Raw genomic sequence first — 14,628 nt, 5'->3', positions numbered from 1 at the left:
ATGAACTTGATTAGCTCACGAAGCTAGACAGGAGGAGTTCACTATGAAGACAATGAAAGTCAGTATCGTCACTCCTAATGGACCGGCTTATGAAGGCGAAACAGAATTCGTTAGCACGAAAGCAACTAGCGGTGAGCTAGGTATTTTACCTGGACACATTTCAACTGTGGCACCGTTAGCAACAGCACCTGTTAAAATTAAATCACCAGCTGGAACAGATTACGTTGCAGTTAGTGGCGGATTCATTGAAATTCGACCTGAAGCCGTTACAATATTGGCTCAATCTGCTGAAGCATCAACTGAAATCGACGTTGAGCGTGCAGTAGAAGCAAAAAAACGTGCAGAAAAACGTCTACAAGAAAGACGACCTGACACAGATATCAAACGTGCAGAACTTGCTTTACACAAAGCAATGAACCGTTTAAACGTAGCACAATATAAGTAATTAAAAAAGAGCCCTAGTGGGGGCTCTTTTTTTGTTGGGTTATTTTAGGGTGGGTTGTTAGTAGACTGATAAGTGTGCAATTATAGAATCGGGGTGCTGCAAATAAAATCGAAGAAACTGCAATTAATTACAATGAAAGTGCAAGTAAATAGGTTGAGCGTGTAGATAAGTTTAAGTGAATGACGGATAAACTGGTAGGTGCAAGTTAAAGCATGAGTATCCACAGTACCCCGTACGAGTGCGCAAATAAATTATGATTAACGCAAGTAAAAGTGTACTCCGCAAATAAAATTGAAGAATCGCAATTAAAAATTGAAAATAGTAATTAAATTTGGCAAATCGCAAATAAAAATAGCAAATTGCAAATAAATTATGAGAATCACAAATAAATAAGCAAAATAGCAATTAATATAAGGAAATCGCAATATAAAACAGGTGAATCGCAAATAAATTACATTATCCTTTAAAATTAATCAAAAATTATCCTTCTAGATATTTTTTTGACTAGATTAGTACGATATATCAAAGAAATAGTTAAAATAAGGCAATACTCCTCTAAAACTTATAAAAAAACTGAAGAATAGACACCCATTCACTTAAACTTTTTACATTCAAGATTGGAGGTGAAATAAAAAGTATGTCGAACTTTATCTTAAAATAAAAAAAGAGGTGATTACATGATTTTGAAAGAAAGAACTGTTCCTTTGACTATTAGGAAACTTGAAGCTCTACTTAGAAGATTACCCGAAGAGCACATCCAAAGAGTGAGAATTGAAGAAGATCTTGCAAAATTTAAAGCGGGGTTTCATGGTGAAAAACCCCTAGATTATCATTTAAGTTTTTTTAATAAGGAACGGTGTATTGTAATTCAAGATTTAAGATTGTTAGACAATGAAAAACGGTTTTTTCAAATTGATACAATTATTCTTTCACCAAGTTTTATTTTAATTATTGAAGTGAAGAATTTAGTTGGTGTTCTTTATTTTGATCAAAGTTTCAATCAACTTATTCGAATAACCGAGGGTAAAGAAGAAGCTTTCATGAATCCAATTATTCAAGTTGAGCGGCAAAAACGCCAACTTCGAAGTTGGCTAGAGCAAAATAAGTTTATGAATTACCCAATAATTCCGTTGGTTGTATTGAGTAATTCCAAATCAGTAATAAAAGCATCTTCTAATGTAATACAGATATCTAACACAGTTATTCATTCAGATTTACTCTATAGAAAAATAGAGGAATTAGAAAAAAAGTTTCCTATAAATTCTTTCACACCAAAAGAAATTCGTAAGCTAGCAAAACATTTAATAAAGCAAAATCAACTTCTAGATCAAAATATACTCGAGAAATACAATATATCTAAAAATGAATTATTGACTGGAGTAATTTGTGAAAAGTGTAAATTATATTCGATGATTAGAACCAAGGGATCTTGGTATTGTCCGCATTGCTTCAGTGTTTCAAAAGATGCTCATTTAAATTCGTTATATGATTTTTATTTATTAATTGGAAATACCATTAAAAATAGCCAACTTCGCGATTTCCTACATATATCTTCAATATACTCTGCTTCAAGACTCCTTCGCAAACTAAACCTACCATCATCAAGAACAAAAAAAGATAAAACTCACTATTTAGACGATCTGTCACAGCAATCCTCTTTTTAGTTTAATTCCAATCCCGCTGTTGTTAAAACACCATTTCTTGAGATTTTTAAAAGGTATTCTGCCATGTGCTTTTTTGTGTATGGCATGTCATTTTCAACCCAAAATGAAATTACGCTGAGAGTTGCGCCTGATATATAACTTACTAGTAGGTCACCTGGGACAAGATATATATTCTTTTTTGGTTGTATGAATGCAATGCCTTTTTCGAACGTTGTATATAATACTTCGTAAAGTCTTCTTCTAAAAATATTTGGTCCTTGTCGTTTTAGTAGGACTTTATAGAAGTAACTGTTTTTTTCGATATGTTCGAATAGATGGAAGTATGATTGTAAGGCCATTTCATCTAGTGAGTTTGGGTTTCCGTCATACATACTAAAATCTACATTCTTCATGGCACTGTCCAAATCAACTAGTTTTTCTCTAACGATTTGGCGTACCATTTGGTATTTGTCTTCGTAGTGGCTGTAAAAGGTTGCTCTGTTGACATTTGCTTTTTTAGTTATGTCTTGTACACTGATCGCTTCGAATTCTTTATCTGCTAATAGCGTAATTAATGCATCTTGTAAAAGTTGTCTAGTTCGAATGACACGAGGGTCGAGATTATTTTTTATGCTCATTTTAAAACTCCTTTATTAAATAACTCTAAGAAAGTAAACAATCGTTGTTAGTAGTGTTGCTTAAACAACAAATTTTAAATTATTAACGGTTGAGTACGTTTATAAATCAATTATAATTAAAAACTATGAGAAGTAAAACGACAATGTGTTGCTTTACTTTTGTTACCTATATAGAGAAACGATTAAAAATTTAGGAGGAATTTTATTTATGGGGAACATGAAGAAAATGGTGTTTGTTAACATAATTACTTTAATCATATTAGTTGCTGGTGGATTTGCTGGTTATTACTATTATGATCAATCAACAAATTATATAAAAACGGATAATGCAAAAATAGATGGGCAACAAATTGTTATTTCATCTCCTGCAGCTGGTAAGCTTGAGTCATGGTCAGGTACATTCGGAAAAACATTTTCACCAAATGAATCAATCGGTAAAGTTTTAGCTGCACCTCAAGCAGCTGGAGATACTGCACATGAAGTATCAGTTTCAGTACCAACAAATGCTACGATTGTTCAAGCAAATGCAATTAAAGATCAATTAGTTGGAACAGGTTCAACTCTTGGTTATGCATATAATTTAGATAATCTTTGGGTTACTGCAAATATTAAAGAAACTGAAGTAGAAGATGTGAAAAAAGGTCAAGAAGTTGATGTGTATGTTGACGCATATCCAGATACTACTTTAACAGGTACTGTGGAATTTGTTGGATTAACAACTGCAAATACATTTAGTTTATTACCTTCTGGAAACTCTAATGCAAACTATACGAAAGTTGAGCAGGTTGTACCTGTAAGAATTGCTTTAGATCATAATAAGTCATTTGAAATTGTTCCAGGAATGAATGCTTCTGTTCGTATCCATAAGTAAGGAGGAATTTCAATGTCTACAGGAATGATCATTGCATATGGAGGGTTTTGCTTAATTGTTTTCTTTATTATTAATCGAATTGTATTAAGAAATAAAGAAAATGACTTAAAAATAGATAAAAGAGAAGAAATGTTCCAAACGGAAGAACCAAATAAAATAGAAAAAACTGAAGAAATTCAAAAGAAATCAATTCCATCAGAGTCAAGTGAAAAACAGGGCTTTAGCATGGGAAAAGTTTTGACAGTACTATTACTAGGGATGTTCGTGTCTATTTTAAATCAGACATTAATAAATGTTGCTTTACCGAAGTTAATGGCAGATTTTAATGTAACTACTTCGACTGCCCAATGGTTATCTACTGGTTTTATGTTAGTGAATGGTATTTTAATTCCGGTCAGTGCTTACTTAGTTGATACATTTACTTATCGAAAATTATTTATCTTTTCGATGATTGCCTTTACAATCGGTTCAATTATTTGTGCTTTATCAGGAAACTTCCCAGTTATGATGGCAGGTCGCGTAGTTCAAGCTGTCGGGGCTGGTATTTTAATGCCGCTTGGTATGAATATCTTTATGACGATCTTCCCACCTGAAAAGCGTGGGGCAGCAATGGGATTAATGGGAATTGCAATGATTCTGGCACCAGCTATTGGTCCAACAATAACTGGGTATGTAGTACAAGATTATTCATGGCATTTCTTATTTTATGGAATGGCTGTGTTAGGTGTCATTTCAATCATTTTGTCTAATGCTTGGTTTCATATTTCACGTAAACGTTCATTCCCAACTTTGGATATATGGGGAGTAATAAGCTCGTCACTTGGATTCGGAAGTTTATTATATGGATTCAGTGAAGCTGGTAATAAAGGTTGGGGTAGCACTGAAGTAGTTCTTTCTTTAGTAATTGCTTGTATCAGTTTAGGTTTATTTGTGTGGAGAGAATTAACTGCTAAACAACCATTAATAAATTTAAAAGTATTTAAATCTTTTTCGTTTACTTACACTTTATTAATTAATTTAATCGTTACGACTGCTTTATACGGAGGGATGATTTTACTACCTCTTTATTTACAAAACATTCGTGGGTTTACACCAATTAAAGCAGGATTATTATTACTTCCTGGTTCATTAATAATGGGTGCTCTTGGACCACTTACAGGTAAGTTATTCGATAAATATGGTATCCGTCCTTTAGCCATTTTTGGTTTACTTATTATGACTTATACAACTTATGAGTTCACTAAATTGTCTATTGATACACCGTATTTAAAAATTATGTTTTTCTATACTTTACGTTCATTCGGTATGTCATTTATTATGATGCCAATTATGACTGCTGGATTAAATAAGTTATCTCTTAAGATGATTTCTCATGGTACTGCAACTCAAAATACATTACGACAAGTTGCAGGTTCGGTAGGTACAGCAGTCCTTGTTACAATTATGACGACTCAAACGACTAATCACATGGCAGACTTCTCAAATGAAGTAACGTCAACGAATTCGTTCATTATGGATTGGGTACATCAAACAGGCGCACAGTTAGTTAGTGCAGCTGGAGTAACCCCTTCTCAAGGTGGAGCTTTAGCAGTTACAACACTTTATAGTCAGGCGTCTAAATTAGCATCTATTAATGGAATCAATGATGCATTTATCTTTGCAACTGTATTATCAGGTATTGCATTAGTGCTTTCATTCTTTATGGGAAGTACAAAGAGCAGAAAGATTGCACAACCTGAATCAAAATCTAAAAATCAAAATAAGCAGCAGTCTTCAGAAACGATTGCATCTTAAAAAAATGGCCAGTTCATGTTTTGAACTGGTTTTTTTTTCGACAATTATCACTATTTTTTAATTTGTGGGAATTGTGAATAACTTTCTGTGGATTTGTGGATAACTCTTATACTGATATACAATTTTAGTAACTGGTAATGACAATTGAAATATTAGAAATTTATTAGAACGACATACATTTAAGATAAATAAAGAATAATGGAATTTATTTTCTAACTATATCATTCAATTTTCAGATTAATGGCAATAAATATCGACACGTTTTTGTCACATTTGTTATAATGAATACGATTACAAAACTGAATAGTAAAAATTAATGAAAAATACATTATATTTATAATAAGTATATAATGTAGAGCTCTGTAGTTAGAGGAGGGACAAGTTTCGTGAATGCTTATTTAAATAATTATGTGATCGTAGTTGTGTTTCTAGTTATAGGAATTGCGCTTCCAGTTGTCGCACTCTCGGTAATTGGTAAAATTTTAAGACCGAATGTACCAACTGAAGCAAAAGCAACGACCTATGAAAGTGGGATTGAACCATTTCATGATGCGAAGGTTCGTTTCCACGCTGGATATTACATTTTTGCACTATTATTCGTTATTTTTGATGTTGAAACTGTTTTCTTATATCCGTGGGCGGTTGCATATGATCAATTAGGGCTTTTTGCTTTTGTAGAGATGATTATTTTTATACTTATGCTATTACTTGGACTTATTTATGCTTGGAAGAAGAAGGTGTTGAAATGGTTATGAAGTTAGATGGAATTTCTGTTGCTGAAATGGAAGAACTCCAAAAGAATATTTTTTTCACGACTTTGGAAGAAGTGAAGGCATGGGCAAGAAGTAACTCGTTGTGGCCATTAACTTTCGGGTTAGCTTGTTGTGCAATCGAAATGATGGGTGTAGGTTCATCTCATTATGACTTAGACCGATTTGGATCATTTTTCCGTACTTCTCCTCGTCAATCTGACTGTATGATTGTTTCTGGAACTGTTACGAAAAAGATGGCGCCAATTGTTAAACGCCTATACGATCAAATGCCTGAACCAAAATGGGTGATTGCGATGGGCTCATGTGCGACTGCTGGTGGACCATATGTTAACTCGTATGCAGTTGTTAAAGGAGTGGATCAAATTGTTCCTGTGGACGTGTATATCCCTGGATGCCCTCCAAATCCAGCAGCATTAATTTATGGTATTAATAAATTGAAAGAGAAGATTCGTTACGAAGCTAAAACCGGAAAGCAGGTGACGAATAAGTGAGTGAAGATAAGTCAAAAGAACAGTTAAAGAAAGAAGCAGCTGAGAGGGCTAAAGAAGCGGCTCGACGTAAAATGGAACAGTTGAAGGCAGAAAAGGAAGCTGCAAAAAATACTGAGGTTCAAAAAGAAGAAGTTCCTGTAGTTGAGGAGTCTACTGTTAAAAATGAAGTTAAACAAGAGGAACCAGCTTCAGAAGATGAAAAAGAGAAAGCACTTGCACTAGCGAAAGCAAAAGCAGTAGCAGCGGCGAAGGCAAAGGCGGTAGCAATCGCAAAACAAAAAGCAGCAGAAGCAAGCGAACAGACTCAAGCAGAAGAGTCAGAGGTGACTTCTGATGATGATAAGGCAAAGGCTCTAGCAGCGGCGAAGGCAAAAGCAGTAGCAGCAGCAAAAGCAAAGGCAGCAGCAATTGCGAAACAAAAAGCAGTGGAATCAGGCGAACAGGCTCAAGCAGCAGAGCAAGAGGCGACTTCTAATGATGATAAGGCAAAGGCCTTAGCAGCGGCGAAGGCAAAAGCAGTAGCGGCAGCAAAAGCAAAGGCAGCGGCATTGGCAAAACAAAAAGCAGCGGGTGGAGAAGACACTGCAACTGCTGGTTCGGACGATGAAGCGGCAAAAGCAAAAGCGAAGGCAATTGCAGTTGCGAAGGCAAAAGCAGCGGCAGCAGCAAAAGCGAAAGGTAAAACAGATGGTGGTAAAGAGGCTCCAGTTGAAGAAGTGAAACCTTCTCATAATCAATCATTGTTAGATGAAGTAAAGGCATTAATTGAAAAAGAGTTTGGAGCGGATGTTATTGAGGAAGCAATTATTAATACGCTATCTAAACATGATCCAACTTTTACAATTAAAAAGGATGCTTATTTTAAAGTCGCACAGTTCTTAAAGAATAATGAACAGCTACAATTTACTTATTTATCTGGATTACATGGAACTGATTTTGTTGAGTACATGGAAGTTTACTCTTACATATATTCATATAAACGTAAACATGGAATCGCTTTAAAAGTAAGAGCAGACCGTGAACAACCTATTGTTGATAGTATTACTCCAATATGGGAAGGTGCAAACTGGCCAGAGCGTGAGGCTTACGACTTACTTGGTATTCAGTTTGAAGGACATCCAAAATTGGAGCGTATACTACTGCCAGACAATTGGGTTGGCTATCCACTAAGAAAAGATTACGTTCAATTTGACGAGGGGGTGTAGGATAAGCCATGATTCGTACGGAAGAAATGCTATTAAATGTCGGACCTCAGCATCCAAGTACACACGGTGTATTTCGTCTTGTGTTAAAGATTGATGGAGAGATCATTAAAGAAGCGACACCTGTCATCGGTTATCTACACCGTGGTACAGAGAAAATCGCTGAAAATCTTCAATATACACAGATTATTCCATATACAGACCGTATGGATTATCTATCAGCAATGACAAATAACTATGTTATCTGCCATGCTGTTGAAACAATGATGGATATTAAAGTTCCAGATCGCGCAGAATATTTACGCGTTATTTCAATGGAATTGGGGCGCGTTGCTAGTCACTTAGTTTGGTGGGGTACAAACCTTCTAGATATTGGGGCAGTGAGTCCATTCCTTTATGCTTTCCGTGAGCGTGAAATGATTATCAATCTATTAAACGAACTTTGTGGAGCGAGATTGACTTTTAACTACATGCGTGTTGGTGGGGTTAAGTGGGATGCTCCTGAAGGTTGGATTGAAAAAGTAAAAGAATTTATTCCTTATATGAGAGAGCAATTAAAAGGTTATCACGATTTAGTTTCTGGTAATGAAATCTTTATTAATCGTGTAAAAGGTATTGGTGCTTATTCACAAGAAGATGCAATTAATTTTTCATTAAGTGGTGCAAATCTTCGTTGTACTGGTGTTAAATATGATCTACGAAAAGATGCTCCATATTCTATTTACGATCGCTTTGATTTCGATGTACCGGTGGGAACAGTTGGCGATGCATGGGATCGATATATGTGCAGAATGCTAGAAATTGAAGAGTCATTAAAGATTTTAGAACAAGCTGTTGAACAATTCCCTGCTAAAGGTGACATTTTAGCAAAAGTTCCTAAAATCATCAAGGCTCCTAAAGGTGAAGGATACGTTAGAATCGAGTCACCGCGTGGGGAAATCGGTTGCTATATTGCAAGTGATGGAAAAAAAGAGCCGTATCGTTTGAAGTTTAGACGACCATCTTTTTATAACCTGCAAATTCTTCCAAAGCTATTAAAAGGTGAAAACATCGCAAACTTAATTACTATTTTAGGTGGTATTGATATTGTACTTGGGGAGGTAGACGGATAATGATAGAAAATCTTCTACAAAGTACACCGTCTTGGATAAATTTTCTCATCTATTTAGGCTTAGGCGTTATTTTTCTATTTGTAGTTTTAGGCTTCGTAACTTTTGGAATCCTATCAGAACGTAAAGTAATGGGTTTCATGCAAGGGCGTATTGGACCTAACCAAGTTGGTGGACGTTATGGTTTGCTTCAAACTGTTGCTGACGTATTAAAACTACTTTTAAAAGAAGATACAATTCCAAAAGCAGCAGATAAACCATTATTTATACTTGCACCAATCATCGCATTTGCACCAGCGTTTATGGTATTAGCAACTCTACCTTTCACAGAGAACTTACAGTTTGCTGATATAGGTGTTGGATTACTTTACTATATTGCTGTTTCAGGATTAACAACAGTTGGTGTTGTTACAGCCGGTTGGGCTTCAAATAACAAATACTCACTTATTGGTGGTATGCGTGCAGCAGCACAGATGATTTCATATGAAATTCCGTTAGTTATGAGTGTATTAGGTGTTATTTTATTAACTGGAAGCTTAAATTTAAATGATATTGTTAATGCACAGGAGAATGTGTGGTTCATTGTAACTCAGCCGATTGCATTTATCGTTTTCTTAATTGCAGCTGTAGCTGAATTAAACCGTACACCTTTTGACTTACCAGAGGCTGAATCAGAACTTGTAGCAGGTTATCATACAGAGTTTTCAGGATTCCGTTGGGCATTCTTTATGCTTTCAGAGTATGTTTACTTTTTTGCAATGTGTTCGTTAATTACGATTCTATTTTTAGGCGGATGGAAACCAATTGCGGGTCTAGACTTTATTCCTGGAGCTGTATGGTTCTCTTTAAAATTTAGTGTAATTTTATATTTATTAATTTGGTTCCGTGTAACGTTCCCACGTTTACGTGCTGACCAATTAATGGAGTTCGGTTGGAAGGTATTATTACCAGTTTCATTAGCTAATATTTTAATAACTGCATTAGTAAAAAGCTTGTTCTTCTAAACAAATAGACCAATCTAAAGGGGTGTGAGTCATGATTGGGTTAGTAAAAGGTTTAAAATATACTCTTCAAAATTTAACGCGCGAGAAAGTGACGTATGATTATCCAAATCAGCCGATTCCGTTACCAGATCGTTTTCGTGGAATTCAAAAGTTTTATCCAGAAAAATGTATTGTTTGTAATCAATGTTCAGCAATCTGTCCAACAGACTGTATTACATTAACTGGTAAAAAACATCCTGATCCTACGAAAAAAGGAAAAATTATCGACACATACGATATAAATTTCGAAATTTGTATTCTATGTGATTTATGTACAGAAGTTTGTCCAACAGAAGCGATTATTATGACAAATAACTTTGAACTTGCTGAATATTCACGTGATGAATTGTTTAAAGACCTTCAATGGCTTGATGAAAACGATCAAAACATTCGAAAGGAGAATAAAGCATGAGTGGTTTTGTAGTTGCTTTCTTTCTTCTTTCTTTATCAGCCATTTTAGGTGGCGTAATGATGTTAAACTCAACGAAAGTTATGCATATGATGCTTTCGCTTGTATTAACATTTATAAGTATTGCAGGGATTTATGTCCTTCTATCAGCTGAATTTGTAGCTGTTGTTCAAATTCTTATTTACTCAGGTGCAGTAACAATCTTAATGATTTTTGGAATCATGTTAACGAAACATGATATTGAAAGTGAAAAACCAAAAAGAAATTGGAGAAATATTGCGGCGTTAATCGGTATTGTTGCATTTGGAGTCGTTATGTTTTTAGGTGTAAACGGACTTTCAATCGACGCATCAGATGTTGATTTAGCAACAAATAATACGAAAAATATTGGATTACAACTATTTACAAATCATATCGTGCCATTTGAAGTAATGTCTGTATTATTACTAATTGCTTTAGTAGGTGCGATCATTTTAGCAAAGTCAGATGATTCAAAAGAGGAGGGTACGAAGGAATGAGTTCAGTTCCAATTAATGCTTATCTTCTTTTAGCGCTAATTTTATTTTGTATCGGATTATATGGTGCATTAACAAAACGAAACACAGTAATCGTGTTAATTTGTATCGAGTTAATGTTAAATGCAGCAAATATTAATTTAGTAGCATTTAGTAAACTTGGTGTAGCACCGTCATTAACAGGCCAAATTTTTTCATTATTTACGATTTCAGTAGCAGCTGCTGAAGCTGCAGTGGGCGTGGCAATTTTAATTGCATGGTATCGTCATCGTCAGACAGTCAATATCGATGAAGCTGATTCATTGAAAAGATAAATAGGAGGTGGAATTTGATGATGCAGTATGCTTGGCTTGTTCCGGTACTTCCGCTAATTTCCTTTCTAATCCTAATATTAGCAGGTACAAAAGGAAAGAAAGGTAGTGGGATTTTAGGAGCAACTTTAACAGGAATCTCATTCATCATCTCCTTGTTCGTCTTATTTGACCGTCTACAAGGGGATACAGTGCAGAAACTATACACTTGGTTAACAATTGGAAATATCGATATTCACGTTGGATACGTAGTAAATGCACTAAATTCGTTAATGCTAGTAATCGTTACGTTTGTTAGTACATTAGTACATATTTATTCAACAGCATATATGGAAGAGGATGACCGAATTACAGTGTTCTTCGCATACTTAGGCTTATTTACATTTGCGATGTTAGCACTTGTCATTTCACCTAGCATTCTACAACTTTATGTATTCTGGGAGTTAGTAGGTTTAGGTTCATTTTTACTTGTTGGTTTCTACTTTTATAAAGAGGAAGCAAAAGCAGCGGCTAAAAAAGCGTTCATTATGACTAGAATAGGGGACGTTGGTTTATTTATCGGGATGATACTTTTATTTTGGAAAACAAAGAGCTTTGATTTTGATCAAATTTTCAATGTAATCCAAGGTGGACAAGTGAGTACTGGTATGTTAACACTTATTGCGATCTTGATTTTCGTAGGAGCAATGGGTAAATCAGGTCAGTTCCCACTTCATACATGGCTTCCTGATGCGATGGAAGGTCCAACACCTGTTTCTGCATTAATTCACGCAGCAACAATGGTAGCTGCCGGTGTTTACTTAGTAGCGACGACTTATCCGATCTTTATTGCTAGTGGAACTGCTTTAACGGTAGTTGCGATTGTCGGAGGATTTACAGCGATTTTTGCAGCGAGTATTGGTCTTGTACAAAGAGATATTAAGCGAGTACTAGCATACTCTACAGTCAGTCAATTGGGCTATATGATGCTTGCATTAGGTGTAGGTGGTTATACAGCAAGTATTTTCCACTTAACAACTCATGCGTTTTTTAAAGCATTGTTATTCTTAGCTGCAGGTAGTGTTATTCATGCCGTACACACTCAAGACATCTTTAAAATGGGTGGATTACGTCAGAAAATGAAATGGACATCTACACTCTTCTTAATTGGCACATTAGCTATTACAGGTGTACCATTACTATCTGGTTTCTTTAGTAAGGATGAGATTTTAGCTGCAACTTGGGAAAATGGAAATTACGTTTTATTCGTAGTTGCTTTAACAGCGGCATTCTTTACTTCATTTTATATGTTCCGATTATTTTTCTTAGTTTTCACTGGAGAAGAAAAGACAAAAGGTGCGCACGAGTCACCGATGTCAATGGTTCTTCCAATGTCACTATTAGGGATCCTTGCTATATTTGCAGGTTATATTAATACACCTTTCTTTGGTCGTCACTTAAATGAGTTTTTATTAGATGGAGCTCCATTTACAATTGCTGAGCATAGTCATGAGCCGGTTTGGATTATGGTCGTAGCAACGCTTGTTTCTTTAGCTGGTATTACGCTTGCTTACAATATGTATGGAAGAAAAGTGAAGCAAACTAAACAAGAAGAAAATGGATTATTCTATGAAATTCTTCTTAATAAATATTATATTGACGAATTATATAACGGTTCAATCGTAAAAGGTATGTTTGCAATCGGACATGTAATGTTTGCTATTGAGCGCTTTGTAATTGAAGGGATTGCAGTTCTAGTAAAAGGAATTGTAAGTAGTATCGGTGGAATTGGTTCAAGGCTGCAAAGTGGTCAAGTTCAAACTTATGGATTTATCACATTACTTGGTCTTGCACTAATCTTATTAGCAATCGTTGTGACAGGGGGGTACAACTTATGATGTCTCATTTCTTATTATGGGTTGTTTTCTCACCTTTATTGGGATTATTACTAGTTTCTTTTGCTCCAAAGAATTCTTATAAGCTTTGGGCATTATTGACTTCGGTTTTATCATTTGCAGTTACTATACTTGCTTATATAGCAGGTCAAAACCATTCTAGTTTAAAAGATTGGAATATTTCATATGATTGGTTTTCATTTGGAAAGTTTTTCGCTGGATCAACTAGATTGTTTCAAGTTAAGTTTGAGCTTGGAGTAGACGGTCTATCATTAGTGATGATTTTACTTACTGGTATTATCTCATTAATCGCTGTAATAGCAGGTTACTCTATTAATAAAGGTTCAAAAGGCTTCTATCAACTACTATTTATTTTACAAGTAGGTATGTTTGGTGTATTTGCAGCTCAGAACTTAGTGTTATTCTTCTTATTCTTTGAATTAACGCTAGTTCCAATGTTCTTCTTAATTGGAAAATGGGGCCGATTTGATAGTGAACGTGCTGGGTACCAATTCTTAATTTATAACGGATTAGGATCGGCATTCTTATTATTTGTTATTGCTGTCCTATTTGCTCGCACAGGCACAACAAATTATGAAGTTTTAGCAAATATCATTTCAACAGGACAACAAACAGTTAGTCCAATATCAGAGCATTTAAAAATGGTTCTATTAATTTGTTTATTAATTGCATTTGCAATCAAACTACCATTATTCCCGTTCCATCGATGGATGGTGAATGTTCATACTCAAGCAAATCCTGCTGTAGTAATTATTCACGCTGGTATCCTATTAAAAATTGGAACTTACGGTTTAATTCGTTTTGCTTTAGGGATTTTCCCAGAGCAATTTGAAAAAATGTCGGTAGCACTTGCGATTATTGGTGTAATTAATTTACTTTACGGAGCTTATATTGCTTTAATTCAAAAGGAATTACGCTCCGTATTGGCATATTCAAGTTTCTCACACATGGGGATTGTTATTATTGGATTAGCAGCAATGAATAGCGCTGGAATTCAAGGAGCAATTCTACAATCAGTATCTCACGGTTTAATTGCAGCACTTCTATTTTTAATAGTTGGCATGTTAGAAAACCGAGGTGATACTACTAGTTTTGACCGTATTTCTGGTCTTTCAAAATCAGCTCCAAGACTTGCCGGCTTATTACTTTTTGGCGGTATGGCATCGTTAGGTTTACCAGGACTATCAGGGTTCGTAGGAGAATGGCTATCATTTGTTGGTCTTTTCCAATCTCATAAAGCAATTGCAACTGTAGGTACGTTAGGAATCATCTTAACTGCAGCTTATATTTTAAGAGCAATTTTACAATTAAGCTTCGGTAAAAATAGTGAATTTATTTCATCATTCACTGATTTGTCAAAACGCGAAGCAATCGCTTCAGTTATTTTAGTATTTGCGATTGTCCTGCTTGGTGTATACCCAGCTTTCGTAAATGATATGATTGTGTCATCAGTGGATTTTATCATTCAAGGGATTAGAGGTGTATAGAA

The 14,628-nt window shown here is 35.1% G+C and carries 15 protein-coding genes; 14 read left to right on the top strand and 1 reads right to left on the bottom strand.

Annotated elements, in window-relative coordinates:
- Nucleotides 1-43: 43 nt before the first annotated feature.
- Together COI44_RS00820 and COI44_RS00815 are read left to right on the top strand one after the other, a co-directional pair.
- Nucleotides 44-445, top strand: a complete 402-nt coding sequence (locus COI44_RS00820) for a F0F1 ATP synthase subunit epsilon (RefSeq protein ID WP_025568605.1) — start codon at nt 44-46, stop codon at nt 443-445.
- 677 nt (nt 446-1,122) lie between these two features.
- Nucleotides 1,123-2,109 carry a nuclease-related domain-containing protein gene (locus tag COI44_RS00815; RefSeq protein ID WP_098426237.1) on the top strand — a complete coding sequence of 329 codons (987 nt, stop codon included), beginning with the start codon at nt 1,123-1,125 and terminating at the stop codon, nt 2,107-2,109.
- Here the strand turns inward: COI44_RS00815 and COI44_RS00810 are convergent.
- A complete protein-coding gene (locus COI44_RS00810; protein WP_098426236.1) occupies nt 2,106-2,726 on the bottom strand; it encodes a TetR/AcrR family transcriptional regulator in 621 nt (206 codons plus the stop codon). The two genes, COI44_RS00815 and COI44_RS00810, sit on opposite strands and share 4 nt — an antisense overlap.
- Nucleotides 2,727-2,952: 226 nt before the next feature.
- Between COI44_RS00810 and COI44_RS00805 the strand changes: the two genes are divergently transcribed.
- The 12 genes from COI44_RS00805 to COI44_RS00750 all read left to right on the top strand — a co-directional run bounded on the left by COI44_RS00805 (nt 2,953) and on the right by COI44_RS00750 (nt 14,626).
- Nucleotides 2,953-3,597 (top strand): HlyD family secretion protein, encoded by a 645-nt coding sequence (locus COI44_RS00805; RefSeq protein ID WP_483295366.1) that lies wholly within the window; start codon nt 2,953-2,955, stop codon nt 3,595-3,597.
- A gap of 12 nt (nt 3,598-3,609) precedes the next feature.
- Nucleotides 3,610-5,391 carry a DHA2 family efflux MFS transporter permease subunit gene (locus tag COI44_RS00800; protein WP_098426234.1) on the top strand — a complete coding sequence of 594 codons (1,782 nt, stop codon included), beginning with the start codon at nt 3,610-3,612 and terminating at the stop codon, nt 5,389-5,391.
- A 386-nt stretch (nt 5,392-5,777) separates the two neighbouring features.
- Nucleotides 5,778-6,146, top strand: a complete 369-nt coding sequence (locus COI44_RS00795; RefSeq protein WP_056469320.1) for an NADH-quinone oxidoreductase subunit A — start codon at nt 5,778-5,780, stop codon at nt 6,144-6,146.
- A complete protein-coding gene (locus COI44_RS00790) occupies nt 6,137-6,655 on the top strand; it encodes a NuoB/complex I 20 kDa subunit family protein (RefSeq protein WP_056469321.1) in 519 nt (172 codons plus the stop codon). The genes COI44_RS00795 and COI44_RS00790 overlap by 10 nt, the downstream gene beginning before the upstream one ends.
- Nucleotides 6,652-7,860, top strand: a complete 1,209-nt coding sequence (locus COI44_RS00785) for an NADH-quinone oxidoreductase subunit C (protein WP_098426233.1) — start codon at nt 6,652-6,654, stop codon at nt 7,858-7,860. The genes COI44_RS00790 and COI44_RS00785 overlap by 4 nt, the downstream gene beginning before the upstream one ends.
- Before the next feature lie 8 nt (nt 7,861-7,868).
- On the top strand, nt 7,869-8,969 hold the full coding sequence (locus COI44_RS00780; RefSeq protein ID WP_098426232.1) for an NADH-quinone oxidoreductase subunit D: 1,101 nt from the start codon (nt 7,869-7,871) through the stop codon (nt 8,967-8,969).
- On the top strand, nt 8,969-9,970 hold the full coding sequence (gene nuoH, locus COI44_RS00775; RefSeq protein WP_097974912.1) for an NADH-quinone oxidoreductase subunit NuoH: 1,002 nt from the start codon (nt 8,969-8,971) through the stop codon (nt 9,968-9,970). Before COI44_RS00780 ends, nuoH begins: the two co-directional genes overlap by 1 nt.
- Before the next feature lie 31 nt (nt 9,971-10,001).
- The gene (gene nuoI / locus COI44_RS00770) at nt 10,002-10,421 is read left to right on the top strand and encodes an NADH-quinone oxidoreductase subunit NuoI (RefSeq protein WP_025568978.1); all 420 of its coding nucleotides are present in this window, start codon (nt 10,002-10,004) and stop codon (nt 10,419-10,421) included.
- The gene (locus tag COI44_RS00765; protein WP_025568977.1) at nt 10,418-10,936 is read left to right on the top strand and encodes an NADH-quinone oxidoreductase subunit J; all 519 of its coding nucleotides are present in this window, start codon (nt 10,418-10,420) and stop codon (nt 10,934-10,936) included. The genes nuoI and COI44_RS00765 overlap by 4 nt, the downstream gene beginning before the upstream one ends.
- The gene (gene nuoK, locus COI44_RS00760; protein ID WP_025568976.1) at nt 10,933-11,247 is read left to right on the top strand and encodes an NADH-quinone oxidoreductase subunit NuoK; all 315 of its coding nucleotides are present in this window, start codon (nt 10,933-10,935) and stop codon (nt 11,245-11,247) included. The genes COI44_RS00765 and nuoK overlap by 4 nt, the downstream gene beginning before the upstream one ends.
- A gap of 17 nt (nt 11,248-11,264) precedes the next feature.
- The gene (gene nuoL / locus COI44_RS00755) at nt 11,265-13,121 is read left to right on the top strand and encodes an NADH-quinone oxidoreductase subunit L (RefSeq protein ID WP_098426231.1); all 1,857 of its coding nucleotides are present in this window, start codon (nt 11,265-11,267) and stop codon (nt 13,119-13,121) included.
- Nucleotides 13,118-14,626 (top strand): complex I subunit 4 family protein, encoded by a 1,509-nt coding sequence (locus tag COI44_RS00750; RefSeq protein WP_098426230.1) that lies wholly within the window; start codon nt 13,118-13,120, stop codon nt 14,624-14,626. Before nuoL ends, COI44_RS00750 begins: the two co-directional genes overlap by 4 nt.
- The last annotated feature ends 2 nt before the right edge of the window (nt 14,627-14,628 follow it).

Origin of the sequence: Bacillus sp. AFS088145 (genome assembly GCF_002564465.1) — a bacterium.
GTDB lineage: Bacteria > Bacillota > Bacilli > Bacillales > Bacillaceae_G > Gottfriedia.
The sequence above is the reverse complement of the archived record's forward strand: the minus strand, read 5'-3'. Positions and strand labels throughout refer to the sequence as shown.